This window comes from Bradyrhizobium sp. SZCCHNS2022 (assembly GCF_032377575.1).
Taxonomy (GTDB): Bacteria; Pseudomonadota; Alphaproteobacteria; order Rhizobiales; family Xanthobacteraceae; genus Bradyrhizobium; species Bradyrhizobium aeschynomenes.
In genome coordinates, this window is the sequence record NZ_JAUHHZ010000001.1 from 1,476,294 (window position 1) to 1,501,646 (window position 25,353).

Consider the following 25,353-nt stretch of genomic DNA (forward strand, 5'->3'; position numbering starts at 1 on the left):
CGTTACTTCTGCGTTCGCAGCGCCTTTTTGGGACGTCGTACGCACAACGCAACCCAATCCAGCATCTCACTGACGCTCTCGCCGATCAGATGAAGAGCGCCCCCACGGCAACCGCAGATTCGGTCTTTCACGTCGAGCAGAACGTCTTCGCGTGGCAGATGATCGGGCAACGCACGACGTCGCGGTGGCGCTTTGATTTCCGGAGCGAGCCTCCGCTGTGCTTCCTCGATGCGGCCAATGTCACTGTCGAGATCCTCGAGACCGAGTGCCAGTTGGTCGGGGTTAATGCGTTCGGAGCTGCGACCGAACTGCAGTCGCTGCTCCTGTTTCGTACCTCAGTTCAGCACCAAGTTTTTTAGATCATCCTGCAATCGCAGGCTTCCATACGCGTTCTGGCGCGCGCCAGTCGATGCATTCGATCCGCATCGTGAGTTGCGCCAGCGTGAGCTTGATTGAGCCATCGTCCCCGCCATCTCCGGCCACACGAAGCCGCCTGATCAATGCGCTTGGTGAACAGGCAGAGCCCGTTGCCGTCCCAGAACAGGAACTTCAGGAGCGATGCCTTCTTGCCGAAGGCAAGCCGATGGCCGGAGAAAGGATCCCTTCTTTAGCGGGGCCTGCACCAGCATTGCAGCCCGTCCATGCCCTCGCGCATGCCGGTATAGCTGAGTGTCAGGTGTACCTCTACGCCCGTGGGAACGAACATCATGATGCTCTCTCTCCGCTCTCTATCTGCTCCCGCACCATCCGGATCGCTGTCGGCGGGAGCGAAGACACGCCGTCCGTCAGTGAGGTCGACAGCCATCATGCGCTCCGGTAGACGCACGAGATCGCGCAGGGCGCGCGGGGCGGGCGTGTCGTCGGGCAACACGACGGGGGCGAGCTTGGAGCGCTTCTTTTGCGCGATGCCGAACTGCCCGCGTCAGCGGAACAGCAGGCCGGTGACGATGCCGTGCTTGCGCGCGACGGCAGAGACCTTGGCGCCTGATAGCTCGGTTTCCTTGGCGATCGCGAGCTTCTCCTCGTCGCTGAAGAAGCGGCGAACCGGTGCCGGCGCCGCCGCCGGATCGCCGATTTTGGCGGCTGTCAAGTGGCGTTCGGGCTGTGAGTTCCTAGCACTAGTGCTAACGGCCGGACGGGCGGAGGGATGAAGATGGGCGCGCCAGTCGATCGTGACCTCGCCCGTGGCCAGTCGGTCGCGCCATTTGCGCAGCGAATGCGGCGACAGCTGCATCGCCGCGGCGCAGGCGCGGAGCTCCATCCCACTCCAGTTCAGCGCCTCGACATGCATCGCCCAGAACGCCTGGGGCGCCCGATTGCGCACATCCGAGGTGATGGTGAACCTGCACTGCTTCTGCTTTCGGAGCGCCTTCCCCGCCCTTCCCGGGCGCGCTCGCGGCGCAATTCCGTCTGATATTTCTCGAGCTCAAGCGCGGTCTCGTTGCTGGCCAGCCGCTTCGACCAACGCCGCAAGGTGTTCTCGGTCAGACGTTGTTGCAGGCAGTATTTGCGGATCCCGAGACCGTTGCGACGCCACGCCTCGATGTGCAGCGACCACCATTCGCGGCGCGCTTTGTTCTCGAAATGTTTGGATCCCACCGGAGATTCCCCACAGCAGCAGAGAACTCGAAATGGAACGACAACACACGAGGGGGAAGGTGTGCAGAGACCGGACGGTTACGGGGCGACGGTCAAAGGCAAGATAAAAGCGGCTCGCCGGTTGAACGGCAAGCCACTGACATGGCGTGCGTTCAACCGTGCCGGTCGGTCGGTCGGCGTGCCGCTACGGAGAGTTTTGTCAGCAAAATCAAAGACTATTTCGGCACTGATCGTGCTGTAGCGAACTCTGGCGAAGACTCGAATCATTCCGCGCCAAGGGCAGAATCCGCTACGCGGTCTGCGCCGGCGGATGAAGCCGTATCGCGGCCGTGGCGCCTGCGAGTCTGCGCTGACGCATTCCGCCCGGGGCTGGGGGAAGGCTGTCTTAGCCGATGCCTCGGATCGCGCATCAGGCGGTGTCGTTGTTGCCGCCTTCGGCTTGCCGTGCGGTCGCATCGACCTCCGATCCCTGTCGCTCCAGCCAGAAGCCGGGTGCCTGGTACCAGACCCGTTCCGACTCGGCGGATGACGGAATGCCACGGTGCAGTGCTTCGATCGGAACATTCATCATCGGCGAGTTCTCGAGGGCGGTCTTCAGCCGGCGGCTGGCGTGCTCATCGCGGCCGTTTGTACAGGGATAGATGCTGACTCCGCCGATCGACGCGGCGCCGAAGGAGGCACCGCGGCGGACCACGCGCAGCAGGAAGCCGGACCAATCTTCGCTGGTCAGCGGGAGCAGCAGCCGGCCGTTGTCGGCGAGGCCATCCAGCCATTGCGGAGCGGGGTGCGTGCAGCCAGCGAACACGATCACCACGTCATGGTCGCTCGCGTCGGCATGGACATCTCGGCCGTCGCCCGAGATCACCTGGACCTGCGGCCAGCCCTTAAGGTTGGCGTGAGCTCGAGCGGCGAGAGCCGGGTCGACTTCGACCGCCGTCACCCGCCCGGAGGGCCCGACGATTTCGGCGAGCACGGCCGAATAGTAGCCTCTGCCCGCTCCGATCTGCAGCACGCGTTCACCTCGGGCGATATCGAGGTGCTCTAAATTGCGCGCCCAAAAGCTCGGCATCCCATTGTTGAGCTTCCGGGTCGGGTCGATCGAGACCAGGACGTCGTGATAGAGCCAAGTCGGATCGTCGTCCGGGGTGATGAACGGCTCCCGGTAGGGGTAGGGTATGATCCACCAAGGACCTGGGCCGACGAACGCCTCTCGCGGGACGGCGCCGAAGGCCTCGACGATGTGTGGGTTGCGCAGAATAGGCGTCTTGCAGCGTAGGTCGTCGGCATACCAGCGGCGTGCATTTGCGATCTGATCCACGGTTCTCTCCTCCAACATGGAGAGGATGCGGATCTCGGATCGGTACCGCGGACACGGCGCAAAATTTTTCCTGAGGCTGTCCGCAACGTATCTGCTTGGCCGCATAATAGGGGTGATGGAACGATCGATTGGCACCCCTGGAGTTGGCTCGAACGCCGGTCGCACCGTCGCCGATGCGGCGGCGGCGATCGAGGCTTTGTCTGAGACCGATCTGGTGCGGCTGAAAGCTCTGGCGCAATTGTGGAGCCGCGGGCTGCCCGGTGGGATCGGCTGGACCGACGTGCTGCATGAGGCCATCCTCCGCGTTCTCGACGGATCGCGGGTCTGGCCGTTGGGTGTGCCGATCCTGGCTTTCCTATCCGGCGTCATGCGCAGCCTCTGCGACGATTATTGGCGGCGCGTTCGGAGCGAGCAACGGCTACTGGTCAGCCGCGATGATCGCGGCCAGCACGGCGTCCCGAGCGATCCCGTTGACGAATTGGCCGATCCCGAACGCGTGGCTGTGGCGGTCGCAGGGCTCGCCGAGGTGTTCCGGCTGTTTGCAGGAGATCCGGTCGTGTTGCAGATCATCGACGGGCTGGCCAACGGCCTGACGGCCAGGGACATCTGCCGGGCGTATGGCATCTCGGCTATCGCTTACGATACTGCGCGGCGGCGAATGCGGCGCGCGCTGCTCCGCCACCAACGGAATTGGAGCACGCCATGACACGTTGGCACCCCCGCCTCGAACTCGCGCGCCTGCTCCAGGCGCTCAGCGATGACGTGATTGCGGCGACTGACGAGGAACTGCGGGAGATCCAGGGACGTGCCCTGGCCGGCACGGCACGGCAGGTCAGGCGTCTCGTCAAAGCAGCGCAGGCTGCCGAGAGCGGCGAGCCCCGCATTGTTAACTCTAGCGATCCAGAACGCGGCCTGGAGTCTGTCCTATCACATCACAATCGGCACTGATTGGGTGGGAGAAGGCCTGGAAGAGTAGGGGAGCCGGTCTCTGTGAAGGACAGTCGGCTGAGCAGGGCGGCCGGTTTGGGGACAGCATGTGGTCCACGGCGAGCCTTGTACTGGCGACGCTCATCTTGGTTGACGCCTCTCGCGTTGCCTAGACCTCCGCGGCCTGTCGATCGCATGGCGACGTAGCACAGCGAAGACTCGGCGATATGCGAGTCCGGAGTTGCTGTGGCACAATCGATATATGTCGTCGTGCGGCCGTTGCCTGAGTGAGTTGCGCGCTCCGACCAATGCGAGGTCCTGCAAGCTCCTGAACCCGGCGTATCCTCCCGTGAGCTTCGCACGCCGTTCCGGAGGGGCAGGGTGCCGTCAGGCGGCTCGAGTTCGCGCCGATCTGCATGGGCTCACCTGGACGGTCACCCGCCGGTGACCATTGTCCGTCGCGAGCACAAGGCGCAGTTCACCATCGTTCCGAACGCGGTCTTCGCGGATCCCCGCCTCTCTATCGAGGCCAAGGGCGTTCTCGGCTATCTCTTGTCACGCCCCCACAACTGGCATGTCCGCCTCGATCATATCGGGCGAACGCTCCTGGTCGGCCGCAAGAAGCTCCAGCGCATCTTCCGAGAGTTGATCGCCGCCGGCTACGTCACACGCGAAGCGCAACGAATTGTCGACGGACATCGGTTCGGCGAGATCGATTACGTCGTTCGTGACGTGCCGGCGCCTGTGGATAAGTCGGCGCGTCCGCGGGGTCGAAAGGGACCTGCGGCTCCGCGGGTCCAAAAGGGACCTGCGTATAAAGACTCACCGCAGGGCCCTGAGGGACCTGCCTATAAAGAACTATATAAAAACAGACCTGCATTGCCGGGGCTCCTCGCTCCTGACGGTCGGCCGGACATCATCGGCGGGGCGCGCGATCAGATGGCCGAGCGCCAGGATGATGCTCGTCTTGATCCAGGTATTGTCGACCTTTTCGACGACGCCGCTGAAGGTTGGGAATTGATTGTCGCGCTTCCAGATCCAGCACGGGACGAGGTGCGTCAACGCTACCGGCGGGGTGAGCTCGATCGGTTTGCGATCATGGAGCTCCGGACCCGATACCGACATTTGCTGGGTGGCGGTCCAACGAAGGGCAGGTAAGCGATCGGGCTGTCGCGGGGCGCCCAGATTGTGCTGGGTGCAGTGACGTGACGAAGCTCCAGACCGCTGGGGAGAGCCGGCGGGGCAGTCCAGGGGCGAACCGGAAGCTATGCCGTGTATCGTCCTGATCTTTGCCTCCTCGTAACATGCGCTGCAAAGCCCAGTGCGGGCGCAGGAGACTGAAGCCAATGGATCGGTTCTATCCCCACACCGATCGCCTTTGAGACACTCCAAGGATGTCCGGAGGGATTTGGAGAGCTGTGGAACCGAGATCGCAGCAAAGGGGGCAACAGTCGCCACACTGTGTTGGCACTGCGGCTGCCCTTTTAGCTGATCTCGGCACCCGCGCTTCGCTGAGTCAGGATTCTCAACTCTCCCAATTGTACGAAACCGCATCCGAAACTACGCCTAAGGACTTCGGATGTTGCCAAGCATTCGCTTAGCCTTCATCCGTCGGACCTGCGTGCCTGGGATGTCGTCGCGGGCGACAAATGAAGCGAAACCACCCCTAGATGCCAAAGCGCGAACCGATGCTCCGAAACGCTGCGGAAAAGCTCGGCCTCACCGTTCCTGAGGCTGCGCTACTGTCTTCGCTGGGCCAGACGTCGCTTTACAAGGCGATCAAAGAAGGGCGGCTGCGAGTTCGGAAGTATGGCACGCGGACGATCATCACGCGCGCAGATCTGGCGTCCTTCCTGGAAAGCCTGCCCGACGCGACCAAGCAGCCCGGGCGGTGACATCCTCGGCGGGGCCGGGGGATAGCTTGAACTTTCAGGCGACCTTCATCGGGGTCACATTGCTCTTTGGTGGTTGCGTTGCGAAGTCCGCGAATGTCTGCATCACATGCAGTCGCTTGTTCAGGGCCTCGCCGCGCTTATAGGCCTTTTCGGCATCATCGCCCGTGATGTGGTGCAGGCAATGCTCGACGATTTCCTCCTCGAAGTGGGTTTGCTCCTGCGCCCAGGTTCGAAACGTCGTGCGGAAGCCGTGCACAGTCAGGGAGTCGTCTCCGGTGAGCTCCTTGAGATACTTGAGCATGGTCATGTTGCTCATCGGTCTCTTGAGACTGCGACCGGGAAACACGAATTCGTCATTGACGCGGCTGTCGTAAGCCTCGCGCAAATAGGTCAACGTCTGCCGGGGCAACGGCGTGCGCTTCAACCGCTCGTTCTTGGTGCCGAGAAAGCCAAGATCCCAGATTCCGTTATCGAGATCGAGTTGCGCCCAGCGCATGTTCTGAACTTCGGCGGTTCGTCCCAGGGTCAGGATGATGACCTCGAGCGCCCGCGCGCTTTGTGTCGAGATGGCGCCGAGCTTGTGCATGAACGCCGGTAGGTCCTGGTAGTCCATCGCCTTGTGGCCGCCCCGTATCGTGCCACGCCGCCGTTGCCTGGGCATGATCGGTTGCAGTCGGCTGGCCCAATCAGCCGGGTTGTCTTTCGGTCGCAGGTTATGGGCGATCGCTGCGTCGAGAATCTTTTTGATGATCTGGCGTGCGGAGCGGGAGGTCTCGGGCTGCTGCCAGATCGGCATGAGCACGTTGACGACATGGGCGGTCTCGATCTCGTGGACCCAGTGCTTGTGGAGTGGGCGGCAGATGACCTGCACGATGCGCTTCAGCTTTGCTTTTGCGGCCTTGTGCCTCATGCCGGTCTCGTAGGTTCGCCGCCATTCCTCGGCGAATTCGCCGAACTGGCGCGATCCCTGGGTGCGGCGTTTCTCGACGTCACGGTGCTCTCGCGGATCGGTCCCCTTGGCCAGCAGCCGCAGAGCGTCAATCGCCTTATCCCTGGCCTCGGACAACTTCAGGCCGGTTTCCTTGGCCGAACCAAAACCCATCTTCTTGACGATGCCGTTGCGCTGGTAGCGGAACGCCCAGCGGCGGCCGCCACTTGGGGTGACGATCAAATAGAGGTTGTTGCCGCACGGGTATTCGCCGGGCCCGACGGAGAGATAGTTCTTGGCGGTGATCTCGGGCTTTTGAGTTAGAAACTGCATGGGAGATTCGAACTCCTGTCCCTCGCCGAAAAATGCAGCGTTTCAGGTGAGGGGGATTCTAACTCAGATCGAGGGATGGCCAAATGGACGGTCTGGCGGAGTTCGCCGACGATCGCCGATCGTGCGCTGCAGTCACCGAAAACGCGAAAAACCACGATCTGACAAGCGCTTATCGTGCGCTTCAGTGATGGTCGGCGATGGCGGGTGATGGGGGGCGAAGACGGCCCTGGCGCGCTCGGAGAGATTCGAACTCCCGACCCTCGGAATCGAAATCCGATGCTCTATCCAGCTGAGCTACGAGCGCCTAGCGAGGGAGCAACCCCCCGCACGAATCCGGATACCAGAGTTGGGCTGCCAAGGCCAGCCTCCGCCAGCGGATCGTCGGCTCGCCGGGCGGGCGAGCCTCGTGAAGGCGAACGGGGCCTCAAAAGCAGGGATGCCGGCGCCGGTCCTGGCCGATATAGGCGGCCGAACTCTGGTAGCAGTGGTTGGTCGAGGGGCCGTCATAGAACGCGAAAGTGCCGGGCAGGGGTCCCGGACCATAATTGTGCAGGAAGCTGATCGCGTAAGGCAGCCCGTGGTGGTGGCGGTGGTGCCGATGGTGGCTGCGTGCCTCCGATGTCACCGGGATAAGGGCAGCGGCGGCCACGATCAGGGCGACCGCTGACGATACGAGCTTGCTCATGTTTTTCTCCGAGAACGACGCCAAGATGGGCCAATTGCTGACAATTTAACTGCGAAGTGCCGGAAAGGGTGCGTCAAAGCGGGGGTTCGGTCAAAATTTTGGCCTTTTCCGCATGCTTAACGAATCCGTGACAAGCTCCCGCGCATGCGTCGCGCATCGGGCCGCAGGACCTTGCCGTGCCCCCGCCCAGATGAGACCGGGTTCCCGTCCGATCGATGAACCGCCTGATCCCATGCGTCGTGCTTTCCCTGGTCGCCGCGACCCCGGCGCGGGCGGATCTGCACATCACGCGGGATCATGGCGGCTACATTGAGGAGTACAAGGCGAGGTACAAGCACATCCGGGACACGCGGCAGCGCGTGATCATCGACGGCATCTGCAATTCCGCCTGTACGCTCGTATTCGGCTTCGTCCCGCTCAACAAGATCTGCGTCACGCCCAAGGCGAGCCTCGGCTTCCATCAGGCCTATTACGACAAGGCCTTCACCTTCGGCATCAAGGTCACCAGCTTCGAGGGGACATCCGAGCTGATGTCCTATTATCCCGACACGGTGAAGGACTGGATCCGCCGCAATGGCGGGCTCACCACCGAGATGAAGCGGATCAAGAACGGCGTCGATCTCTGGAAGATCGTCGATCCCTGTCCCGATTCTTGGTGAAGCGCAACTGCCCGCTCGCCGCCTCGCGCACTGCAGCGAAGAGCTGAGGCCGGCCACGACATCCGAAACAATCCAGCGCCAGATCGTCCCCACTACCGGGCACTGGATTGTTTCGCCGGGACCATCAGCATGGGCGATTGCCTCTGCCTTACCATCCCGAACCAGTCGGCTTCAGCGCTTGGCCTTCTTCGTCTTCTTGGCCGCTTTCTTGGTGGCCTTCTTGGCCGTCTTCTTCGCAGTCTTCTTGGCGGCCTTCTTCACGGTCTTCTTGGCCGACTTCTTGGTCGCAACCTTCTTGGCCTTGGCAGCAGCCCGCTTGGGAGCGGCCTTCTTCGCGGTCTTCTTGGCCGACGTCTTGGAAGCCCGCTTCGCCTTCGGCGCGGCGGCGGTCACGGGATCCGTCGCGGCCTCGGGCGGCGTGCCCGGTGCGGCGATGGTCGGGTCGGTCAGTGTGGTGTCGTCCATATCGGTCCCCCGATCTGTTGGAAACCCTACGACGATAGCTGGATTCTCTCAGCTGTCAAAGCGAGCGCAACTAATCACTTGTGCGCAAGCTCGCGTAGGCCGCCAGCGCGCGCTCGCGCCCGTGCTTGTGCTCGACGATCGGCGACGGGTAGGAGCGGCCGAGCGCGACGCCGGCTTCGGCGAGCTCGAGCGGCTTCGCCGCCCAGGGCTGGTGGATCAGCCCGGCGGGGAGGCGCGCCAGCTCAGGAACCCAGCGCCGCACATAGGCCCCGTTGGCATCGAACTTCTCGCCCTGCAGCACGGGATTGAAGACGCGGAAATAGGGTGCGGCATCCGCGCCCGAGCCGGCCACCCACTGCCAGCTGGCGGGGTTGCTGCCGGGGTCGGCGTCGACCAGCGTGTCCCAGAACCATTGCTCGCCCGCCCGCCAGTCGATCAGGAGGTGCTTCACGAGCAGCGAGGCCGCGACCATGCGGACGCGGTTGTGCATGCTCCCGGTGTGCCACAGCTCACGCATCCCGGCGTCGACGATCGGATAGCCGGTCTGCCCGCGCTGCCACGCAGCGAGTGCGGCGTCGTCCTTCGTCCAGGGGAAGGCGTCGAAGGATGGCTGCAGGTTGCGGGTGGCGAGGTCGGGATTGTTGTAGAGCAGGTGGCGGCTGAACTCGCGCCAGCCGAGCTCGCTCAGGAACTTGTCGATGCCGCGTGCGCAGGCGGGCCGCTCCTCGGCGGCAAAGCGTGCCGTGTGCCAGATCTGGCGCGGGCTGATCTCGCCGAACCGTAGATGCGGCGATAGCCGCGAGGTGGCCTCGATGTCGGGACGATCGCGGTCGCTGGCGTAGCCGTGCACGGCGGATTCGAGAAAACGCGTCAGGCGCTGCTGCGCTGCGCGCTCGCCGGCCTGCCACGTCGTGCGGAGTCCGCCCGCCCAGTCGGGCTTTGTCGGCTCCAGCCCCAGGGCGTCGATGGCGAGGCCCGATGCGCCGGTCACGCAGGCGAGCCTGGCGGGGGTGGGCAGGGGCTTCGGCGGGGCGCCCAAGGCGAGCACACGCTTCCAGAATGGCGTGAACACGCGCGGGCCGCGTCCATCCTTGCCGCGCAGCTCGGCGGGATCGACCAGCAGGTCGTCGGCAAACACACGTGACGCGACGCCGATGTCGCCAAGCGAGGCCTCGACATCCGCGGCCACGGCGCGCGGACCGGCCTGGGCGACGTCGTTCCAGTACACCACGCCGGCCTTGATCTCGCGCGCCAGCTCGCCGAGCACCTTGGCCGCAGGCCCGCGGCGGATCACAAGATCGGCGCCGAGCGCCTCGAGCTCTGCGCGAAGTGCACGCAGCGATTGCGCCAGCCACCATTGCGTCGCTCCGCCGAGCGGACGGATCCCGGGGCTCTCCTGATCGTGGACGTAACTACACACCACCCGGCTGCCGGACATCGCTGCGGTATACAACGCGGGGTGGTCGGAAAGGCGCAGGCTCTCGCGAAACCATACGATGATAGGGTTCGATGACATGCTCGGGTATCTGATTGCCGTTCTTTGACGAGGCTTCCGGTATTCTACGCTCCGGAAAATAACTGCTTTGAAACCAACTACGGGCAGTTTGAGAATTGGTTGCAGTCCTGGGAAGGTGAAGACGTGTCGTTCAAGTTGAAGCTGGGTACCAAGGCGCTGATCGGCGCCGTCGTCGTCATCGCGCTCAATACGGCGCTCGTCGTCGGAGCGGCTTACTGGTCGCTCACCTCGGATTTCAACGAGCGCGCCAAGCGCGACATCGAAGGCAATCTGCGCACCTTCGCGCTGACCTTTGCCGAGACCTTCAAAGACGCCAAGATCGGCGTGCAGAACGGAGCGGTGACACGCATTGAGATCCCGGCGATCCCCGAGGTCAAGGACCACGCGATCGTCGACCGCGCAGTCTCCTATGTCGGCGGCAGCGCCACGTTGTTCGTGGTCGACGACAGCGGCCAGTTCGTGCGGCGCTCGACGAATGTGAAGAAGGAGAACGGCGACCGCGCCGTCGGCACTCAGCTCGCCGCCGACCACCCGGCGCAGGTGCTGCTGCGCCGTGGCGAGGCCTATAAGGGTCCCGCTACGCTGTTCGGCAAGCCGTTCATGACCGCCTATTTCCCCGTCACCAATCCCGCAGGCAAGGTGATCGGCATTCTCTATGTCGGCGTGCCGATGGCCGAGCTCGATGCGATGCTGTCGCAGGCCATGCAGACCATGAGCATCGCCGCTGCCATCGCAGCGCTGCTGGTGCTGGGGCTGACCATGCTGGCCGTCCGGCGCGTGACCAGGCCCTTGGCCTCGGTGACCGAGGCGTTGACGGCCATCGCCGAAGGCCGCGAGACTGCCGAGATCAAGTCGGACGACCGCGGCGACGAGATCGGCGAGATCGCGCGCAGTCTGGTCGTGTTCCGCAGCGCCGCCGGCGAGCGGCGCCGGATGCGCGAGGAGCAGGCGGCCGCCGCTTCGGCTGCGGTCGAGCAGCGCAAGGCCGAGTTGCAGCGCTTCGTCGATTCGTTCCAGGCCAGCATTGGCGGTATCATCGAGAACGTGCTGACCTCGTCCAGCGAGTTCGAGCGCGAGGCGCGCCAGCTCACGCAGGCGGCGCGCACCACCGCCGATCTGTCGGGGCAGTCGGCCGGTGCTTCTGAAAGCGCGTCCGAGCACGTCCGCACTGCGGCTGCGGCGTCCGACGAGTTGTCCGGCTCGATCGGCGAGATCATCCGCCGGGTGCAGGAGTCGAACGCCATCGCGGCCGAAGCGGTCAACCAGGCGACCGCGACCGACCAGCGCATCAAGGAGCTCTCCGACGCCGGCAACCGCATCGGCGACGTCGTCAAGCTGATCACCTCGATCGCCGAGCAGACCAACCTGCTGGCGCTCAACGCCACCATCGAGGCCGCCCGCGCCGGCGATGCCGGCCGCGGCTTCGCGGTGGTGGCCCAGGAGGTCAAGACGCTGGCCGGCCAGACCGCCAAGGCCACCGAGGAGATCTCCAGCCAGATCGCCAACATGCAGACGGTGACGCAGGAATCGGTCGACGCCATCAAGGCGATCGGCTCGACCATCGAGCGCATCAACGGCATCGCGGCGTCGATCTCGGCGGCGGTCGAGCAGCAGCGCGCCGCCACCCAGAACATCACCCAGAGCGTCCGCTCGGCGGCGAGCGGTACCGCCGAGGTCGTCAACAACATCCGCAGCGCGGCGCGCGGAGCGGGCGAGACCGGCGAGAGCTCGAACCGCATGTTTGCCTCGGCGCAGGCGCTGTCCGGCGAGAGCCTGCGGCTGAAGGCCGAGGTGCAGAAGTTCCTCGACGGGATGCGCGCGGCGTGATTTGCCCGGCCGGATGGCGCTGAAACCCATCCGGACCCTCGCTCTCTCGTCATTCCGGGGCGCGAAGCGCGAGCCCGGATTCCATAACCACGACCGGTCGTTGGTTCGAAGAGCGGCGCCACTCGCATCACGCCACGCCACGACCGTTCGTGGTTATGGATTCCGGGCTCATTCGCGCTGCTTCAAGACGGCTTCGCCGTCTTGCGCGCGAATGCCCCGGAATGACGGTGGGGAGAGAGCTCATTTCGATCCCATGGTTTACCCGTAGAGTAGCCTGGGGAGAATGGTCACGATGCCCGGGAACAGCGTGAGCAGCAGCACGAAGGCGACCATGATGGTCAGATAGGGGGCGGTCACGCGGGCGATATAGCCGAGGCCGTCCTCCGTCAGGCCCTGGATCACGAACAGGTTGAAGCCGACCGGCGGCGTGATCTGGGCCATCTCGACCGCGAGCACCAGGAAGATGCCGAACCAGACCTCGTCGAAGCCGGCGCCCTTCACGATCGGCAGCACGATCGGCAGGGTCATCACGATCATCGAGAAGCCGTCGAGGAAGCAGCCCAGGATCAGGTAGAACACGATCAGCACGACGATGAGCATGAACGGCGACAGGCCGAGGCCCTTGACGAAGGCGGCCACCGCCTGGGGGATGCCGAGGAAGGCTGCGGCGTTGCCAAGGATCGAGGCGCCGAGCACGATCAGCGCGATCATCGAGCAGGTGATGACCGAGCCGATCATGACGTCGCGGATGACCTGCTGCGATAGCGCACCCTGGAAATACGCCACCAGCGCTGCGCCGAGCACGCCGACCGCGGCGGCCTCCGACGGCGTGGCGAGGCCGCCATACATCGAGCCGAGCACGCAGGCGATCAAGAACAGGGCGGGCGCGAGGTCCTTCAGAGCCGCGAAGCGCTCGGCCCACGGCACCTGTGAAAGCTGCGTCTCGGCCTTCGGCACCATTGCAGGCTTCAGCGTGGTGTGTAGCATCACCCAGCCCATGAAGGTGCCGGCGAGCAGCAGGCCGGGCAGCACGCCGGCCGTAAAGAGCTTCAGAATAGAAACGTCGCCGAGCACGCCGTAGATGATCATGATGTTGGACGGCGGGATCAGGAAGCCGAGCGTGCCGGCGCCCGCGAGCGAGCCGATCGCGATGTCGCGCGAATAGCCGCGGCGGAGCAGTTCGTTGAGCGACATCCGGCCGATCACCTGCGTGGTGGCGGCTGACGAGCCGGAGATCGCGGCGAAGATGGTGCAGCCGATGACGTTGACGTGGAGCAGGCGGCCAGGGAGCAGGCCGGCCCAGGGCGCGAGGCCTTGGAACAGCGAGCGCGACAGGCGGGTGCGGAACAACAGCTCGCCCATCAGGATGAACAGCGGCAGCGCCAGCAGCTCCTGGGTGGTCAGGATGTTCCAGGCGTATTGCGGGAGCAGCTTGTCGAGCGGAATCGAGCGAAACATCGCCAGCAGCAGAGTCGCGGTGAAGGCGAGCGTGAGCCCGATCCACAGGCCGCCGGCCAGCAGCGCGAACAGGATGACGAACAGAGCGATGACTTCGATGGTCATGGGGAGGGGGAGTCCGCGGTGAGAGAGGCGGGCGGGAGGGCGGAAGAGGGGCCGGGGTGGGGACCCCATATGTGCGAAGCGGGCACGACGTTTGACGATCGAGTTTTTGAGCTCGCCTGCTTCCAAGGCGTCATGGCCGGGCCTGTCCCGGCCATCCACGTCGTCCGGCATCCTGAGAACGACGTGGATGCCCGGGACAGGCCCGGGCATGACGGAGTAACTAATCGGCAGGATTGTTCGAGTGGGTACAGGTCTATCCGAGCACACTTCCCGTGCGGTTGCCCCTCACCCCGACCCTCTCCCCGTAAGGACGGGGAGAGGGGGCGCACCGTTTGCGGGGCGAGGGCTCGGTTATAACTGGAAAATCTCAGGCACGAACTACGTACCTCGGCGCCCGCTGCCCGCCGTGAACTGATCGTCGCGATATAAGCCCGTCTCCTCATTCGACCGGCGACGCCTTCATGCGGTGGTCCTCCAGCGGCAAGCCCAACGCAGCCTGAATCGCCCGCGCCAGAAATTGCAGCGTGAGAAGCAGCATGCCGAAGGTGACGACGGCCTGCGGAAACCACAGCGGGGTGTCGCTGGAGGTCGAGACCTGGCCGCGGATGAAGGAGCCGAAGGCGAACTTCGTCATCGCCGAGGTCAGGAAGGCCATGAAGGCGAAGCCGGCGGCGGCCGCCAGCACCTCGAGCGCGCGCTGCAGCGGGGCGGGCACGTTCTTCAGCAGCAGCACCACGCGGATGTGGCCGCCGACCCGCAAGGTCATCGCGGCGCCGAAGGTGAACGAGGCGGCCATCAGATAGGACGAGTATTCCCAGGCGATCGAGATCGTCGGCGGGAAGAACGGCAGCACGTTCGACAGCGCCCGCGTCGTCACCTCCGCCAGCATCAGGGCTGTCAGGAGCAACAGACAGCCGCCGCCGATCCAGCCATCGAGCCGGCCGAGCCGGTCGATGACGTCGAGCAGGATGCGCAGCGGCGCGGGCGCCGCTGCATTGAGGCTCGCCCGATCGCCCGGCGACGGCTCCACGGCGGCCTCAGCCACGCTTCATCTCGGCGAGATAGGCCTTCACCGGCGCTTCGGCGGCCGGCACGCGCTTGAGGAAGGCCTCCATCTGCGGCGCGGTCTTGGCGCGGATCTCCGTCATCATCGCGTCCGAGACCGGCACCACCTCCATGCCGCCCTCCTTCAGGCGGTTGAGGCTGTCGACGTCGGCTTTCAGCGAGTTGGCCCAGAAGGCCGGCTCCATCCTGGCGGCGATGTCGCTGACGGTCTTTTGCTGCTCCGGCGTCAGTGCCTTCCACGAGTCGAGGTTCACATTGAGCATCTGCGACGACCACACATGGTTGGTCGGGTAGACGTATTTGAGGAATTCCCAGAACTTGCCGTCGACACCCGACACCGACGAGGTCGATACGCCGGCGACCGCGCCGGAGGCCAATGCCGGAATGGTTTCGCCCCAGGGGATCATGACCGCGGCCATGCCGATGGCGTTGAGCATGTCGACGGCGTTCTTGTCGGGTACGCGGATCTTGATGTTCTTCAAGCCCGCGACGTCCGTCGTCTTGACCTTGAGATGCAGGTACTGCGTCGGCCACGGTACGATGTAGAGGATCTTCTGGTTGTTGCGCGCGGCGATCTTCTCGTATTCCGGCCGGACATATCTGTGCAGCACCTTGAGCTCATCCATCGAGCCGGCCAGGAACGGGATGCTCTCGACGCCCATGAACGGCTCGTCGCCGACCTGCTGGATGTTGAGCACGTCCGCGAGCGGCACGAGGCCGTCGCGCACCGCGCGCAGATGCTCGGGGCCCTTGAAGCCGAGCTGGCCGCCGGCCTTCACCGTGATGTTGACGGCGCCATTGGTCTGCTTCTTCACCTCCTCGGCGAAGGCCATCGCATTCTGGGTGTGAAAGTTGCCGTCCGGCCAGACGGTAGACATGTCCCAGTTGGTCGTGGCCGCGCGGGCGCGCGTCGAGACCTGGGTCGCGGCGAGCAGGGAGGCTGCTCCGGTGGTGAATGTGCGTCGCGTGATCATGAGGGTCTCCGCTTCGTTGCTGAGCTATCGAGTTTAAAGGATGCAGTGAGGTAGGCAGAGTTGCGGCCGCCTCTCACGTGCGGCGCCGGTCTCGAATGTCGACCCTGTCCATCAACATGCCTTTCGGTGTGTTCATGGTCAGGTTTGCAGTGCCGATCTCGGCTCTTGACCCTCATGGTGAGGAGCGTCGCCCTTGCGACGCGTCTCGAACCATGAGGCCCAAGTCCGGGCCTCGCCCTTCGAGACGCTCGCCTTCGGCGAGCTCCTCAGGGTGAGGAGTAACAGTTGCGCGCCTTCCTCCCACGAGGACTGGGAGAGATGATCTCACGAACGGACTCCTGGGCTTGCGAAGCGTCTGGCGTTCGGCGCGTACGAGTTGCTCACAGTCCATGCCCATAGACCTTCGCCGCGTTGTCCGCCGACACCAGCCCGCTCTCGACGTCGCTCTGCACCAGCTCCGCTGCACGTGCGCGGGGATCGCCGATGCCCGCGCCACCCGGTGTCAGCACCACCAAGCGATCGTCCGGCGGGACGGTCTGGAATCCCTTGCCGCGCAGCTTCTTGCCCGAGGCGAGCCCGACATAGCCGGCCTCGCCATTGTGGCCGCCGTCGCGGCCGCGGGGCGGGTGGTCGATGCGGTCGAAGGCGGCGAGGATGTCGAACGGCGCGTCGACGCCGCTGCCGACCTCGATGATCTGGCCGAGGCCGCCGCGGGTGCGGCCGGCGCCGCCGGAGTCCGGGCGCAGCTCCTTGCGCCAGAAGATCAGCGGCGTCTGCGTCTCCGCGATCTCGACCGGCGTGCCGCGCACGCCGCTCGGATAGGCCGTCGCCGAGAGCCCGTCCTTGTCGAAGCGCGCGCCGGTGCCGCCGTTCGAGGTCACCGCCATCGAGAACCCGTAATTGCCGCCGGCGCCCGACCGGGTCTGGCCGCGGACATTGAGATTCCACAGGCAGGACGTGCCTTCGGCCGGTACGCGCTCCGGGATGATCTGGCGCAGGCAGCCGAACACGACGTCGGGGAGCATCTGGCCGATCACGTGACGCGAGGCGACCGGCGCGGGTTTCGGCGCATTCAGGATCGCGCCCGAGGGCGCCGACACGGTCAGCGGCGACAGCGACCCGGCATTGTTGGGGATCGCGGAGGCGACGACGCAGCCAAGGCCGAACACGGTGTAGGCGGTGGTGTAGGACAGCGGCACGTTGATGCCGAACTTCGAGGCTGTCGACGTGCCGTCGAAATCGACGTGAATGCCGTCATCGCTGATCGTCAGCGCGGCCTTGAGCGTCACCGGCGCGTCGTAGCCGTCGACCACCATTTCGTTGCGCCAGGTGCCCTTCGGCAGCTTGGCGATCTCCGCCAGCACGGCCTCGCGCGAGCGGTCGCAGACATAGTTGCCGAGCTCATCGAGCGATGAGATGCCGAACTCGCGCATCATCTCCACCAGGCGCTGGCAGCCGACATCGTTGCAGGCGGCGAGCGAGTAGGTGTCGCCTTCGGTGTCGACCGGCAGCCGCGTATTGGCGCGGATCATCGCCATCAAGGTCTCATTGACGACGCCCTGGTCGATCAGCTTGAGCATCGGGATGTAGAGGCCCTCCATGAAGACGTCGGTGCCATCGGGGCCGAAGCCGATGCCGCCGATGTCCATCAGATGGCTGGTGCAGGAGAACAAAGCGACCGGCTGGCCGTCCTTGAAGCAGGGCGTGGTGACGACGAAGTCGTTGAGATGGCCGGTGCCCATCCAGGGATCGTTTGTGATGTAGGCATCGCCTGGCTTCATCGTCTGAAGCGGGAAATGCGTGATGAAGTGCTTCACCGACTCGGCCATCGAGTTGACGTGGCCCGGCGTGCCGGTGACGGCCTGCGCCAGCATGCGGCCCTTGAGGTCGAACACGCCGGCGGAGAGATCGCCGCATTCGCGCACGATCGGGCTGAAGGCGGTGCGCAGCAGCACCTGGGCCTGCTCCTCGACCACGGCGATCAGCCGGTGCCACATGATCTGCAGGTCGATCAGGCTGGTTTGTGATGCGCTCATGGCTAGGCCGCCTTCCGTTCCATGACGATGCTGCCGGCACCGTCGATATGCGCGTCGAAGCTGTTGGAGATGAAGGTCGAGGTCTCGTCCTCGGCGATCACGGCGGGGCCTGCGATGACCGCGCCGGGCGCCATCTGCTCGCGGCGATACAGCGGGATCTCGACGAAGCGGCCGGCGCGGCCGTCGAAGAATTTGCGGTGGCCCGAAGCCGCGCCGGCGGGCTTGCGCGTGATCTCGGCGACGGCGGTCGGCTGGCGCGCGTCCGTCGTCGCCAGCACCGACCAGCTCAGCACTTCGATCGCGGCACCCGGAATGGCGCGCTCGAACAACGCAGCATAGCCGGCCTCGAAGGTCTTGCGTAGGGCAGGGAGGTCCTCCGCGGTCAGTGCGCGGTTCGGCAGCTCGACGCTGATCTCGTGGCCCTGGCCGACATAGCGCATGAACGCCGCGCGGCGCTCGCGCACCGGCGCACCGGCCGCGCCGGGCTCGACGAGGGCACGGGCCTCATCGGCCATCTCCTGCAACAGGCCGGAGACGAGCGCGGTGTCGAAGTCATCCAGCCGCGCGTGGCGGCTGCGTACCAGCTCATAGGCGATCGGCGCGGCAAGGAAGCCGACGGCCGAGCCGACGCCGGCATTCGATGGCACGATGACCCTGGCGACGCCGATCTTCTCGGCGACGCGGGCGGCGTGCAGCGGCGCAGCGCCGCCGAATGCGATCAGCGTGTGCTGGCCGATGATCGCGCCGCGTTCGACGGCGTGAACGCGCGCGGCGCTCGCCATGTTCTCGCAGACGACCTCGTGCACGGCATAGGCCGCGGTCTCGGCATCGAGGCCGAGCGGCGCGCCGACGTCGCGGAGCAGGGCCTGTTTCGACAACTCAGGATCGAGCTTGATGGTGCCGCCCGCGAAGGCGTCGGGATCGATCATGCCGAGCGCGACATCGGAATCGGTGACCGCCGGATGCTGGCCGCCGCGGCCATAGCACGCCGGGCCCGGCTCGGACGAGGCGCTCTCGGGACCGACGGTGACGCGCTTCATCGCATCGATGCGCGCGATCGAGCCGCCGCCGGCGCCGATCTCGACCATCTCGATGACGGGAATGCGCACCGGCAGGCCCGAGCCTTTCAGGAAGCGCGCGGCGCGATCGACCTCGAACACGCGCGAGCTTTCCGGCTCGAAGTCCTCGATGAGGCATATCTTGGCGGTGGTGCCGCCCATGTCGAACGACAGCACCTTGCGCTCGCCGAGCCGTGCGGCGATCTGGCCGGCGAAGATCGCGCCGCCGGCGGGGCCGGATTCGACGAGCCGCACCGGAAACCGGCGCGCCGTGGCGATCGACGTCACGCCACCGCCCGAGGTGACGAGATAGATCGCGCCGCGGAACTGCTCGACCTGGAGTGCCTGCTCCATGCGGGCGAGATAGCTGTCCATCAGAGGCTGCACATAGGCGTTGGCCACCGCGGTCGAGGTGCGCTCATATTCCCGGATTTCGGGACAGACCGCCGAGGAGACCGTGATCGAGACGTCCGGCATCTCTTCGGCCAGGATCTCCGCCGCGCGACGCTCATGGGTCGGATTGGCATAGGCGTGCAGGAAGGCGATGGCGACGCTGGCGACATTCTGCGCGCGCAGCAGCGGCACCAGCGAACGCACGGCCGCTTCATCGAGCGGCAGTCTGACGTCGCCATGAGCATCGACGCGCTCCGGCACGGTGAAGCGAAGGTCGCGCGGGACCAGCGGCTTCGGCTTGTCGATCGAGAGATCATACTGGTCGTAGCGGCTCTCAGTTCCAATATCCAGAACATCGCGGAAGCCTGACGTCGCGATCAGCGCCGTCTTCGCGCCGCGTCGCTCGATGATGGCGTTGGTCGCGAGCGTGGTGCCGTGAATGAAGACGTCGATGTCGGAGATGCGGGCCTTTGCATCGGCGAGAATCAGGCGCGTCCCGTCCAGCACGGCCTGCTCCGGCTGTGTCGGCGTCGTCAGCACCTTGCGTGTGCGACGGTGATCGCCGATGTCGAGAACGATATCGGTGAACGTGCCGCCGATATCGACGGCCAGCCGGACTTCGGCTCCTTCAAGCATTCGGTCATCTCCGCAAGCGACGAATTGATGTGCGATTTGAGCAAGTCCCATGCCATTGCGCCAGCAGAGATGTGTGTTGCTGCTCTGCGATTTTGCGATGCGGATTAGAGGTCGCGATGTCGTGCGGGCTCAACCTTGCTGATCGACATGCGACCGTTGCTTGCTCCATCCTCATGCTGTTGCGCGAAGCCAGCCATGTGAGATGTACGATGTTTCCACACCGTCATTCCGGGGCGCCCGGAGGGCGAGCCCGGAATCCATACTCCCGATCGTGGTTATGGATTCCGGGCTCGTCGCTTCGCGCCGCCCCGGAATGACAGCGTATGTGTTGAACGAGCTTGGCAGACGCGCATTCGCATTCTCGCGGCCTGATCAGCCCGAGTTCTGCAGTCAGTTCACCCTCACACAAAACGAGAGGGCGCAGGGAATGCCGGGTGAAGGCCTCACCCATGGCCCGCCTGCGAAAAAAATGCAGGCGGCAGGTACCACAGGTTCAGCCGAACATCCGGCATTCCCTGCGCGGTGTCTTCACGCTTATACGCAGTCTCCCTGGCGCGCCGGGCTTGTTGGCCGCCATGCCGCGACAATGCTTGCGCATTGCGCGGGGGATACCAGCATCGGGGTATCAGAACGCTGCGACTTCACGTCCGCAATCGTGCCAGTCGTCTGCGCATCGCGCGCATCCGGCATGACCTGCGGCACCGCATCCCGCCCCGACGTTCGTGACGACGCGTACGTCCCTCTGCAGGGGGCAGGACGACGCGGATCATACACGAATTCCGGAAAGACGAAAGAAAAATTTTCTGGTTTATCGAAGTCTCGCCGGGCCGTCGGCGGGAGAATTGCCTCGCACGCGGAGGCTCAATTTTCCCGAGGCGGTCTCTGCAGGGCCGCGTAGACGACGCCGAGAACCAGGCTGTAGGCCTCGATCATGGCCAGTGAGAACAATGCCGGGCCTGCGCCGAGGCCGAGCGACAGGCCGAACGGCCCGAGGCCGATGGCCGGAAACAGCGCGATCCCAAGCATTGCCCAGGCGGCAAGGCCGAGCAGAAACCCTTTGGCGAGACCGCTGCGTCCCGGCAGGCGGTGGAAGAAGTGTCCGAACAGCAGGCCGATCAGGAAGGCGCCGTTGAGCTGCGAAAGCAGCCACAGCGGCGCCTGCAGATGCGTTACGTCAAGCAGTGGCAGGAGCGTGTCGAGCAGCGCGGACGACGGATCGAATTGCGGCAGCAGGTGCAGCGCGGCCTTGAGCTGCATCAGCCCCATATGCGCCAGCGTCCCGCAGCCCGATGCCGCGATCGACGACCAGACCCAGCGGAAGCTGCGTTGCGTTTGCATCGCGTCACCTCGCCCCGATGACGGTTCCGTTGATCCTGCTCAATCAGCTGCGTTCGCTGCCCGGTTAGTTTGCACGAACTCATTGATGCCACGTCAAGGGAGTTCCACCATGCGAGCAGATCCACGCGCGTTGATCCTGGCCGCCGCAGTCATGGCGGCGACCGTCGCACCGTCCTTCGCCCAGCCTGGCGCAGGCGGACCGCCGGGCTGGGGCCCGGGCATGATGATGGGGCCCGGCATGATGGGCGGGCGGGGCTTCGGTTTTCTCTGCAATCCGCGCATGGCCGGGTTTGCCGAATGGCGCCTGTCGCAGATCGAGAGCGCGATCAAGCCGAACGAGACGCAGCGGGCCAGGCTCGACGATCTCAAGACGGCCTCGGCCAAGGCGGCCGAGCTGATCACCAAGGACTGTCCGACGGCGTTTCCCACCAGGGCCACCGAACGTCTCGCGCTCGCGGAGCAGCGCCTGGACGCCATGCAGCAGGCGATCAAGCTGGTCCGGCCGGCGTTCCAGGCGCTGTACGATTCGCTCGACGACAAGCAGAAGGCGGCCATGGACGCCAGCGGGCCGCGCAACTGGGGCTGGCATCACTGGCACTGGCCCTGGAGCGAGGAGTAATCGGCTCCGCACGCTGAGCGGGGGGCAATTGGGCGTTCACGGCCCTCGTGTTCCGGCCCGGCATGGCGTAAAGCAGCCGGACTCGAAACGAGGTTTTCCCCCAGTTGTCCTTTCCCGTGACTTCTCCGCCGCTGGCCCGCGCGCTGGCCGAACGCAATTTTGAAACGCCCACTCCCGTTCAGCTGGCCGTGCTGGCGGACGAGGCGGTCGACCGCGACCTCTTGGTGTCGGCGCAGACCGGCTCGGGGAAGACCGTGGCCTATGGGCTGGCGATGGCGGCCGACCTGCTGGGCGAGGCCGAGCGCTTCGGCCCGGCCGCGGCGCCGCTGGCGCTGATCGTGGCGCCGACGCGTGAATTGGCGCTGCAGGTGCAGCGCGAGCTTGCCTGGCTGTATCAACATGCCGGCGCGCGGGTGATCTCCTGTGTCGGCGGCATGGATCCGCGCCGCGAGCAGCGCGAGCTGGAGGCGGGGGCGCATATCGTCGTCGGCACGCCCGGGCGGCTGTGCGATCATCTCCGCCGCAGCCGTCTCGACATCTCGGAATTGAAGGCCCTGGTGCTCGACGAGGCCGACGAGATGCTCAATCTCGGCTTTCGCGAGGATCTGGAATTCATCCTCGAGACCACGCCCGAGACCCGTCGGACGCTGTTGTTCTCGGCGACGTTCCCGCGCGGCATCGTGGCGCTGGCCAAGGAGTATCAGAACGACGCGTTCCGGATCGAGGTCGAGGGCGACGAGGGCGGCCACGCCGACATCGAGTATCGCGCCATCCGTATCGCGCCTGGGGATGCCGAGCACGCGGTGGTCAATCTGCTGCGCTTCTACGAATCGCCGAGTGCGATCGTGTTCTGCAACACCCGCGAGGCCGTCCGGCATCTGCAGGCGGCGCTGCTGGAGCGCGGCTTCTCGGTGGTCGCGCTGTCGGGCGAGTTGACGCAGAACGAGCGGACCACGGCGCTGCAATCGCTGCGCGACGGCCGCTCGCGGGTCTGCGTCGCGACCGACGTCGCGGCGCGTGGCATCGATCTCGCCAATCTCGATCTCGTCATCCATGCCGAGCTGCCGAACGATCCCGAGGTGATGCAGCATCGCTCGGGGCGCACCGGGCGGGCCGGGCGCAAGGGCGTCAGCGTGCTCCTGGTGCCGCCGGCGCGGCGGCGCCGCGCGGAGATGCTGTTGAGCCTCGCGGGCGTCGAGGCCGTCTGGGGCACGGCGCCGCAGGCGGACGAGATCCGCAAGCTCGATCAGCAGCGCATGCTGCAGGATTCGATCTTCACCGAAGAGACGACGGCGGATGATCTGGCGCTCGCGCAGATCCTGCTCGCGCAACGGCCGGCCGAGGACATCGCCGCCGCGCTGGCGCGGCTCTATCGCGCCCGGCTGCCGTCGCCGGAGGACATCCTCGATGCCGTCGAGGATCGCGGCCGCGGGCGTGCCGAGCGTGGCCGCGACCCCGTCGCCCGCAATGCGCGCGACACCGCCGCGCGGGATGACGGTCGCGCGCCGGCGCCGCGAACCAAGGGCGGCAAGCCGTCGCGCCACGGCATGGGCGAGCCCAGCGTGTGGTTCCGCGCCGCGATCGGGCGCCGCAAGAACGCCGAGGCGCGCTGGCTGCTGCCGATGATCTGCCGCCGCGGCGGCATCGACAAGCAGGACATCGGCGCGATCAAGATCTCCGACACCACGACCGAGTTCGAGATCGCCGCGCGCGTCGCGGACAGCTTCGCCGCCAACATCCGCCGTCCCGACAAGGAGGACACCATCCGCATCGAGCCGCTCGGCGCGGCGCCAACGGAGCAGGGGACCTCGGACAAGCCGCGCCCGGAGAAGCGCGCGCCGCGGCGCGATGCCGAACCGCGGCGAAAGACCGAGGAGACCGCGTATCATCCGCTGCATCGCGACGAACCCCGCCGTGACAAGGAGGCTTCGCCGCGCGGCCGGGCGCACCGCGACGCTCCATTGAAGTCCGGTCATGCGCAGGCCTTCACGAAGAAAAAGAAGCATGACGACAAGTCCAGCCGCGGCGGACAGTCGTTTCCTTCTCACAGCCCGCGGTCGAAGGCGCCGGGTGGCAAGAAGCCCAAGACCAAACGCCGCGGCTGATCGCATCTGTCGATCGGCGGCGTTGGGTCGGTGAGTGAAGAGTGAAGGAGCCGTCCTTGAGCCGCTATGCCGTCCTGTATTTCGCCACCCTGGCCGTGCTGCTCGGCTTCGACATCCCGTTCCTCGCCATCGTCGCCAAGGGCTTCTTCCAGTCGCAGGTCGGCGAGATGCTCGGCGAGGTCCGCCCCGTTCCGGCCGTGCTGTTCTACCTGATCTATATCGCCGGCGTGCTGATCTTCGTGAACGGCACTGCCGACGCCACCTGGCGGTCGACCCTGCTCTACGGCGCGCTGTTCGGCCTTTTTTGTTACGCGACCTTCGAGCTGACCTCGCTCGCGATGCTCAAGCAGTGGACCTGGACGGTGGTCGCGGTCGACATCAGCTGGGGCGTGTTCGTGACCGCGGTGTCGGCGACGGCCGGGCTGCTGATCGCGGACTGGGTCACGCCGCGGGGGTAATTGGCAGTCATTCCGGGCGCGCGTAGCGCGAACCCGGAATCCTGAGATTCCGGGGCCGCCCCCTGCGAGGCGTCCCGGCATGACGTTGGCAAGCCCTGTGTGCCGCTATCACTTCGGCTGCGGCACCACCCGCAGATACGGCTTCGGCGCCTTCCAGCCGTCCGGATAGATCGTCTTGGCCTCGTCGTCCGACACGGAGCCCGCGATGATGACGTCCTCGCCCTGCTTCCAGTCGGCGGGGGTGGCGACGCGGTGCTTGGCGGTGAGCTGCAGCGAGTCGACGACGCGGAGAATTTCCTGGAAGTTGCGACCCGTCGTCATCGGATAGACCAGGATCAGCTTGATCTTCTTGTCGGGCCCGATGATGAACACGTTGCGGACAGTCAGGTTGTCGGCTGCGGTGCGCTTGGCCGGATCGCCGGACACGGCGGCCGGCAGCATGTCGTAGAGCTTGGACACGTTGTAGTCGGTGTCGCCGATCATCGGATAGTTCGGCGCCGCGCCCTGCGTCTCGCGGATGTCCTCCGACCATTGCGCATGCTTGTCGACCGGGTCGACCGACAGGCCCATCAGCTTGACGCCGCGCTTGTCGAACTCCGGCTTCAGCCGGGCGAGGGCGCCGAGCTCGGTGGTGCAGACCGGCGTGAAATCCTTGGGGTGCGAGAACAGCAGCGCCCAGCTGTCGCCGATCCAATCGTGGAATTTGATCTTGCCTTCGGTGGTGTCAGCCTCGAAGTCGGGCGCGGTGGAGCCGATCTGAAGAGCCATGGCAGTCCTCACGTGATTTGGAACGGGGCGGCATAAAACGTTCTATCGACTATAGGAAATACCGCCTTCCATGGGAACCGTTCCAGAAAAAAGAGAACATCGTTCTCCCGCAGCCCTCGCGCGCAACAACTTCTTTTGAGGACCGCGCCTGCGGCGAAACATCCGTGAGACTACCGGTTGCCCAGATT

25 protein-coding genes and 1 tRNA gene are annotated in these 25,353 nt (G+C 65.4%); 9 read left to right on the plus strand and 17 right to left on the minus strand.

All coding sequences use genetic code 11. The features are described 5' to 3' along the window. Positions 1-2 precede the first annotated feature (2 nt). The 5 genes from QXZ94_RS06445 to QXZ94_RS06460 form a co-directional block, all read right to left on the minus strand. Positions 3-314 (minus strand): hypothetical protein, encoded by a 312-nt coding sequence (locus QXZ94_RS06445; RefSeq protein WP_315726128.1) that lies wholly within the window; start codon positions 312-314, stop codon positions 3-5. Between the two features lie 41 nt (positions 315-355). Then, positions 356-553, minus strand: a complete 198-nt coding sequence (locus tag QXZ94_RS06450) for a hypothetical protein (protein WP_315726130.1) — start codon at positions 551-553, stop codon at positions 356-358. Between the two features lie 369 nt (positions 554-922). Beyond that, a complete protein-coding gene (locus tag QXZ94_RS06455) occupies positions 923-1,324 on the minus strand; it encodes a transposase (protein ID WP_315719704.1) in 402 nt (133 codons plus the stop codon). Next, positions 1,273-1,599, minus strand: coding sequence for an IS66 family insertion sequence element accessory protein TnpA (tnpA, locus tag QXZ94_RS34390; protein ID WP_409998734.1), 327 nt, complete (start codon positions 1,597-1,599; stop codon positions 1,273-1,275). The genes QXZ94_RS06455 and tnpA overlap by 52 nt, the downstream gene beginning before the upstream one ends. A 409-nt stretch (positions 1,600-2,008) precedes the next feature. Beyond that, positions 2,009-2,917: a protein-L-isoaspartate O-methyltransferase family protein gene (locus QXZ94_RS06460; protein WP_315719705.1), complete on the minus strand. Its 909-nt coding sequence runs from the start codon at positions 2,915-2,917 to the stop codon at positions 2,009-2,011. A gap of 25 nt (positions 2,918-2,942) precedes the next feature. Between QXZ94_RS06460 and QXZ94_RS06465 the strand changes: the two genes are divergently transcribed. The 4 genes from QXZ94_RS06465 to QXZ94_RS06480 all read left to right on the plus strand — a co-directional run bounded on the left by QXZ94_RS06465 (position 2,943) and on the right by QXZ94_RS06480 (position 5,739). Then, positions 2,943-3,623, plus strand: a complete 681-nt coding sequence (locus QXZ94_RS06465) for a sigma-70 family RNA polymerase sigma factor (protein ID WP_315719706.1) — start codon at positions 2,943-2,945, stop codon at positions 3,621-3,623. After that, positions 3,620-3,865 (plus strand): hypothetical protein, encoded by a 246-nt coding sequence (locus QXZ94_RS06470; RefSeq protein WP_172133231.1) that lies wholly within the window; start codon positions 3,620-3,622, stop codon positions 3,863-3,865. Before QXZ94_RS06465 ends, QXZ94_RS06470 begins: the two co-directional genes overlap by 4 nt. A 423-nt stretch (positions 3,866-4,288) precedes the next feature. Further along, positions 4,289-5,002 (plus strand): hypothetical protein, encoded by a 714-nt coding sequence (locus QXZ94_RS06475; RefSeq protein WP_315719707.1) that lies wholly within the window; start codon positions 4,289-4,291, stop codon positions 5,000-5,002. A 512-nt stretch (positions 5,003-5,514) separates the two neighbouring features. Further along, on the plus strand, positions 5,515-5,739 hold the full coding sequence (locus QXZ94_RS06480) for a helix-turn-helix domain-containing protein (RefSeq protein ID WP_315719708.1): 225 nt from the start codon (positions 5,515-5,517) through the stop codon (positions 5,737-5,739). Positions 5,740-5,773: 34 nt separating this feature from the next. Here the strand turns inward: QXZ94_RS06480 and QXZ94_RS06485 are convergent, their stop codons facing one another. From QXZ94_RS06485 to QXZ94_RS06495, 3 genes are all read right to left on the minus strand, one after another. Continuing rightward, the gene (locus QXZ94_RS06485) at positions 5,774-7,000 is read right to left on the minus strand and encodes a tyrosine-type recombinase/integrase (RefSeq protein WP_315719709.1); all 1,227 of its coding nucleotides are present in this window, start codon (positions 6,998-7,000) and stop codon (positions 5,774-5,776) included. Positions 7,001-7,227: 227 nt separating this feature from the next. Next, positions 7,228-7,304, minus strand: a tRNA-Arg gene (locus tag QXZ94_RS06490). 120 nt (positions 7,305-7,424) lie between these two features. Continuing rightward, positions 7,425-7,685, minus strand: coding sequence for a hypothetical protein (locus QXZ94_RS06495; protein ID WP_315719710.1), 261 nt, complete (start codon positions 7,683-7,685; stop codon positions 7,425-7,427). 215 nt (positions 7,686-7,900) lie between these two features. Here QXZ94_RS06495 and QXZ94_RS06500 point away from each other — a divergent pair, with 215 nt between their 5' ends. Further along, a complete protein-coding gene (locus tag QXZ94_RS06500; protein WP_172108421.1) occupies positions 7,901-8,344 on the plus strand; it encodes a hypothetical protein in 444 nt (147 codons plus the stop codon). A 171-nt stretch (positions 8,345-8,515) separates the two neighbouring features. Here the strand turns inward: QXZ94_RS06500 and QXZ94_RS06505 are convergent, their stop codons facing one another. After that, complete coding sequence (locus tag QXZ94_RS06505) at positions 8,516-8,809, minus strand: histone (protein WP_315719711.1); 294 nt, start codon at positions 8,807-8,809, stop codon at positions 8,516-8,518. 70 nt (positions 8,810-8,879) lie between these two features. Continuing rightward, entirely contained in the window at positions 8,880-10,325 is a 1,446-nt protein-coding gene (locus tag QXZ94_RS06510) for a deoxyribodipyrimidine photo-lyase (RefSeq protein WP_315719712.1), read from the minus strand. 123 nt (positions 10,326-10,448) lie between these two features. Here QXZ94_RS06510 and QXZ94_RS06515 point away from each other — a divergent pair, with 123 nt between their 5' ends. Next, the gene (locus tag QXZ94_RS06515; protein ID WP_315719713.1) at positions 10,449-12,152 is read left to right on the plus strand and encodes a Cache 3/Cache 2 fusion domain-containing protein; all 1,704 of its coding nucleotides are present in this window, start codon (positions 10,449-10,451) and stop codon (positions 12,150-12,152) included. A gap of 258 nt (positions 12,153-12,410) precedes the next feature. Here the strand turns inward: QXZ94_RS06515 and QXZ94_RS06520 are convergent, their stop codons facing one another. The 6 genes from QXZ94_RS06520 to QXZ94_RS06545 all read right to left on the minus strand — a co-directional run bounded on the left by QXZ94_RS06520 (position 12,411) and on the right by QXZ94_RS06545 (position 21,215). Further along, the gene (locus tag QXZ94_RS06520; RefSeq protein WP_315719714.1) at positions 12,411-13,715 is read right to left on the minus strand and encodes a TRAP transporter large permease subunit; all 1,305 of its coding nucleotides are present in this window, start codon (positions 13,713-13,715) and stop codon (positions 12,411-12,413) included. A 439-nt stretch (positions 13,716-14,154) separates the two neighbouring features. Beyond that, positions 14,155-14,760: a TRAP transporter small permease gene (locus QXZ94_RS06525; RefSeq protein WP_315719715.1), complete on the minus strand. Its 606-nt coding sequence runs from the start codon at positions 14,758-14,760 to the stop codon at positions 14,155-14,157. Next, positions 14,753-15,754 (minus strand): TRAP transporter substrate-binding protein, encoded by a 1,002-nt coding sequence (locus tag QXZ94_RS06530; RefSeq protein ID WP_315719716.1) that lies wholly within the window; start codon positions 15,752-15,754, stop codon positions 14,753-14,755. Before QXZ94_RS06530 ends, QXZ94_RS06525 begins: the two co-directional genes overlap by 8 nt. A gap of 380 nt (positions 15,755-16,134) precedes the next feature. Beyond that, positions 16,135-17,790: a hydantoinase B/oxoprolinase family protein gene (locus QXZ94_RS06535; RefSeq protein ID WP_315719717.1), complete on the minus strand. Its 1,656-nt coding sequence runs from the start codon at positions 17,788-17,790 to the stop codon at positions 16,135-16,137. 2 nt (positions 17,791-17,792) lie between these two features. Then, complete coding sequence (locus QXZ94_RS06540; protein ID WP_315719718.1) at positions 17,793-19,877, minus strand: hydantoinase/oxoprolinase family protein; 2,085 nt, start codon at positions 19,875-19,877, stop codon at positions 17,793-17,795. Positions 19,878-20,738: 861 nt separating this feature from the next. Next, positions 20,739-21,215 (minus strand): DUF6789 family protein, encoded by a 477-nt coding sequence (locus QXZ94_RS06545; protein WP_315719719.1) that lies wholly within the window; start codon positions 21,213-21,215, stop codon positions 20,739-20,741. Between the two features lie 109 nt (positions 21,216-21,324). Between QXZ94_RS06545 and QXZ94_RS06550 the strand changes: the two genes are divergently transcribed. The 3 genes from QXZ94_RS06550 to QXZ94_RS06560 all read left to right on the plus strand — a co-directional run bounded on the left by QXZ94_RS06550 (position 21,325) and on the right by QXZ94_RS06560 (position 24,397). Continuing rightward, positions 21,325-21,834, plus strand: a complete 510-nt coding sequence (locus QXZ94_RS06550; protein ID WP_315719720.1) for a Spy/CpxP family protein refolding chaperone — start codon at positions 21,325-21,327, stop codon at positions 21,832-21,834. A gap of 104 nt (positions 21,835-21,938) precedes the next feature. Continuing rightward, positions 21,939-23,939: a DEAD/DEAH box helicase gene (locus QXZ94_RS06555; RefSeq protein WP_315719721.1), complete on the plus strand. Its 2,001-nt coding sequence runs from the start codon at positions 21,939-21,941 to the stop codon at positions 23,937-23,939. Between the two features lie 56 nt (positions 23,940-23,995). Continuing rightward, entirely contained in the window at positions 23,996-24,397 is a 402-nt protein-coding gene (locus tag QXZ94_RS06560) for a DUF2177 family protein (protein ID WP_315719722.1), read from the plus strand. A gap of 108 nt (positions 24,398-24,505) precedes the next feature. Here QXZ94_RS06560 and QXZ94_RS06565 read toward each other — a convergent pair whose 3' ends face one another. After that, positions 24,506-25,165, minus strand: coding sequence for a peroxiredoxin (locus QXZ94_RS06565; protein WP_315719723.1), 660 nt, complete (start codon positions 25,163-25,165; stop codon positions 24,506-24,508). Positions 25,166-25,353: the final 188 nt, after the last annotated feature.

Coding starts and splice junctions, on each gene's coding strand:
- QXZ94_RS06465 (WP_315719706.1), top strand. CDS start 2,943: ATGCGGATCTCGGATCGGTACCGCGGACACGGCGCAAAATTTTTCCTG.
- QXZ94_RS06470 (WP_172133231.1), top strand. CDS start 3,620: ATGACACGTTGGCACCCCCGCCTCGAACTCGCGCGCCTGCTCCAGGCG.
- QXZ94_RS06480 (WP_315719708.1), top strand. CDS start 5,515: ATGCCAAAGCGCGAACCGATGCTCCGAAACGCTGCGGAAAAGCTCGGC.
- QXZ94_RS06485 (WP_315719709.1), bottom strand. CDS start 7,000: ATGCAGTTTCTAACTCAAAAGCCCGAGATCACCGCCAAGAACTATCTC.
- QXZ94_RS06495 (WP_315719710.1), bottom strand. CDS start 7,685: ATGAGCAAGCTCGTATCGTCAGCGGTCGCCCTGATCGTGGCCGCCGCT.
- QXZ94_RS06500 (WP_172108421.1), top strand. CDS start 7,901: ATGAACCGCCTGATCCCATGCGTCGTGCTTTCCCTGGTCGCCGCGACC.
- QXZ94_RS06505 (WP_315719711.1), bottom strand. CDS start 8,809: ATGGACGACACCACACTGACCGACCCGACCATCGCCGCACCGGGCACG.
- QXZ94_RS06510 (WP_315719712.1), bottom strand. CDS start 10,325: ATGTCATCGAACCCTATCATCGTATGGTTTCGCGAGAGCCTGCGCCTT.
- QXZ94_RS06520 (WP_315719714.1), bottom strand. CDS start 13,715: ATGACCATCGAAGTCATCGCTCTGTTCGTCATCCTGTTCGCGCTGCTG.
- QXZ94_RS06530 (WP_315719716.1), bottom strand. CDS start 15,754: ATGATCACGCGACGCACATTCACCACCGGAGCAGCCTCCCTGCTCGCC.
- QXZ94_RS06535 (WP_315719717.1), bottom strand. CDS start 17,790: ATGAGCGCATCACAAACCAGCCTGATCGACCTGCAGATCATGTGGCAC.
- QXZ94_RS06540 (WP_315719718.1), bottom strand. CDS start 19,877: ATGCTTGAAGGAGCCGAAGTCCGGCTGGCCGTCGATATCGGCGGCACG.
- QXZ94_RS06545 (WP_315719719.1), bottom strand. CDS start 21,215: ATGCAAACGCAACGCAGCTTCCGCTGGGTCTGGTCGTCGATCGCGGCA.
- QXZ94_RS06550 (WP_315719720.1), top strand. CDS start 21,325: ATGCGAGCAGATCCACGCGCGTTGATCCTGGCCGCCGCAGTCATGGCG.
- QXZ94_RS06565 (WP_315719723.1), bottom strand. CDS start 25,165: ATGGCTCTTCAGATCGGCTCCACCGCGCCCGACTTCGAGGCTGACACC.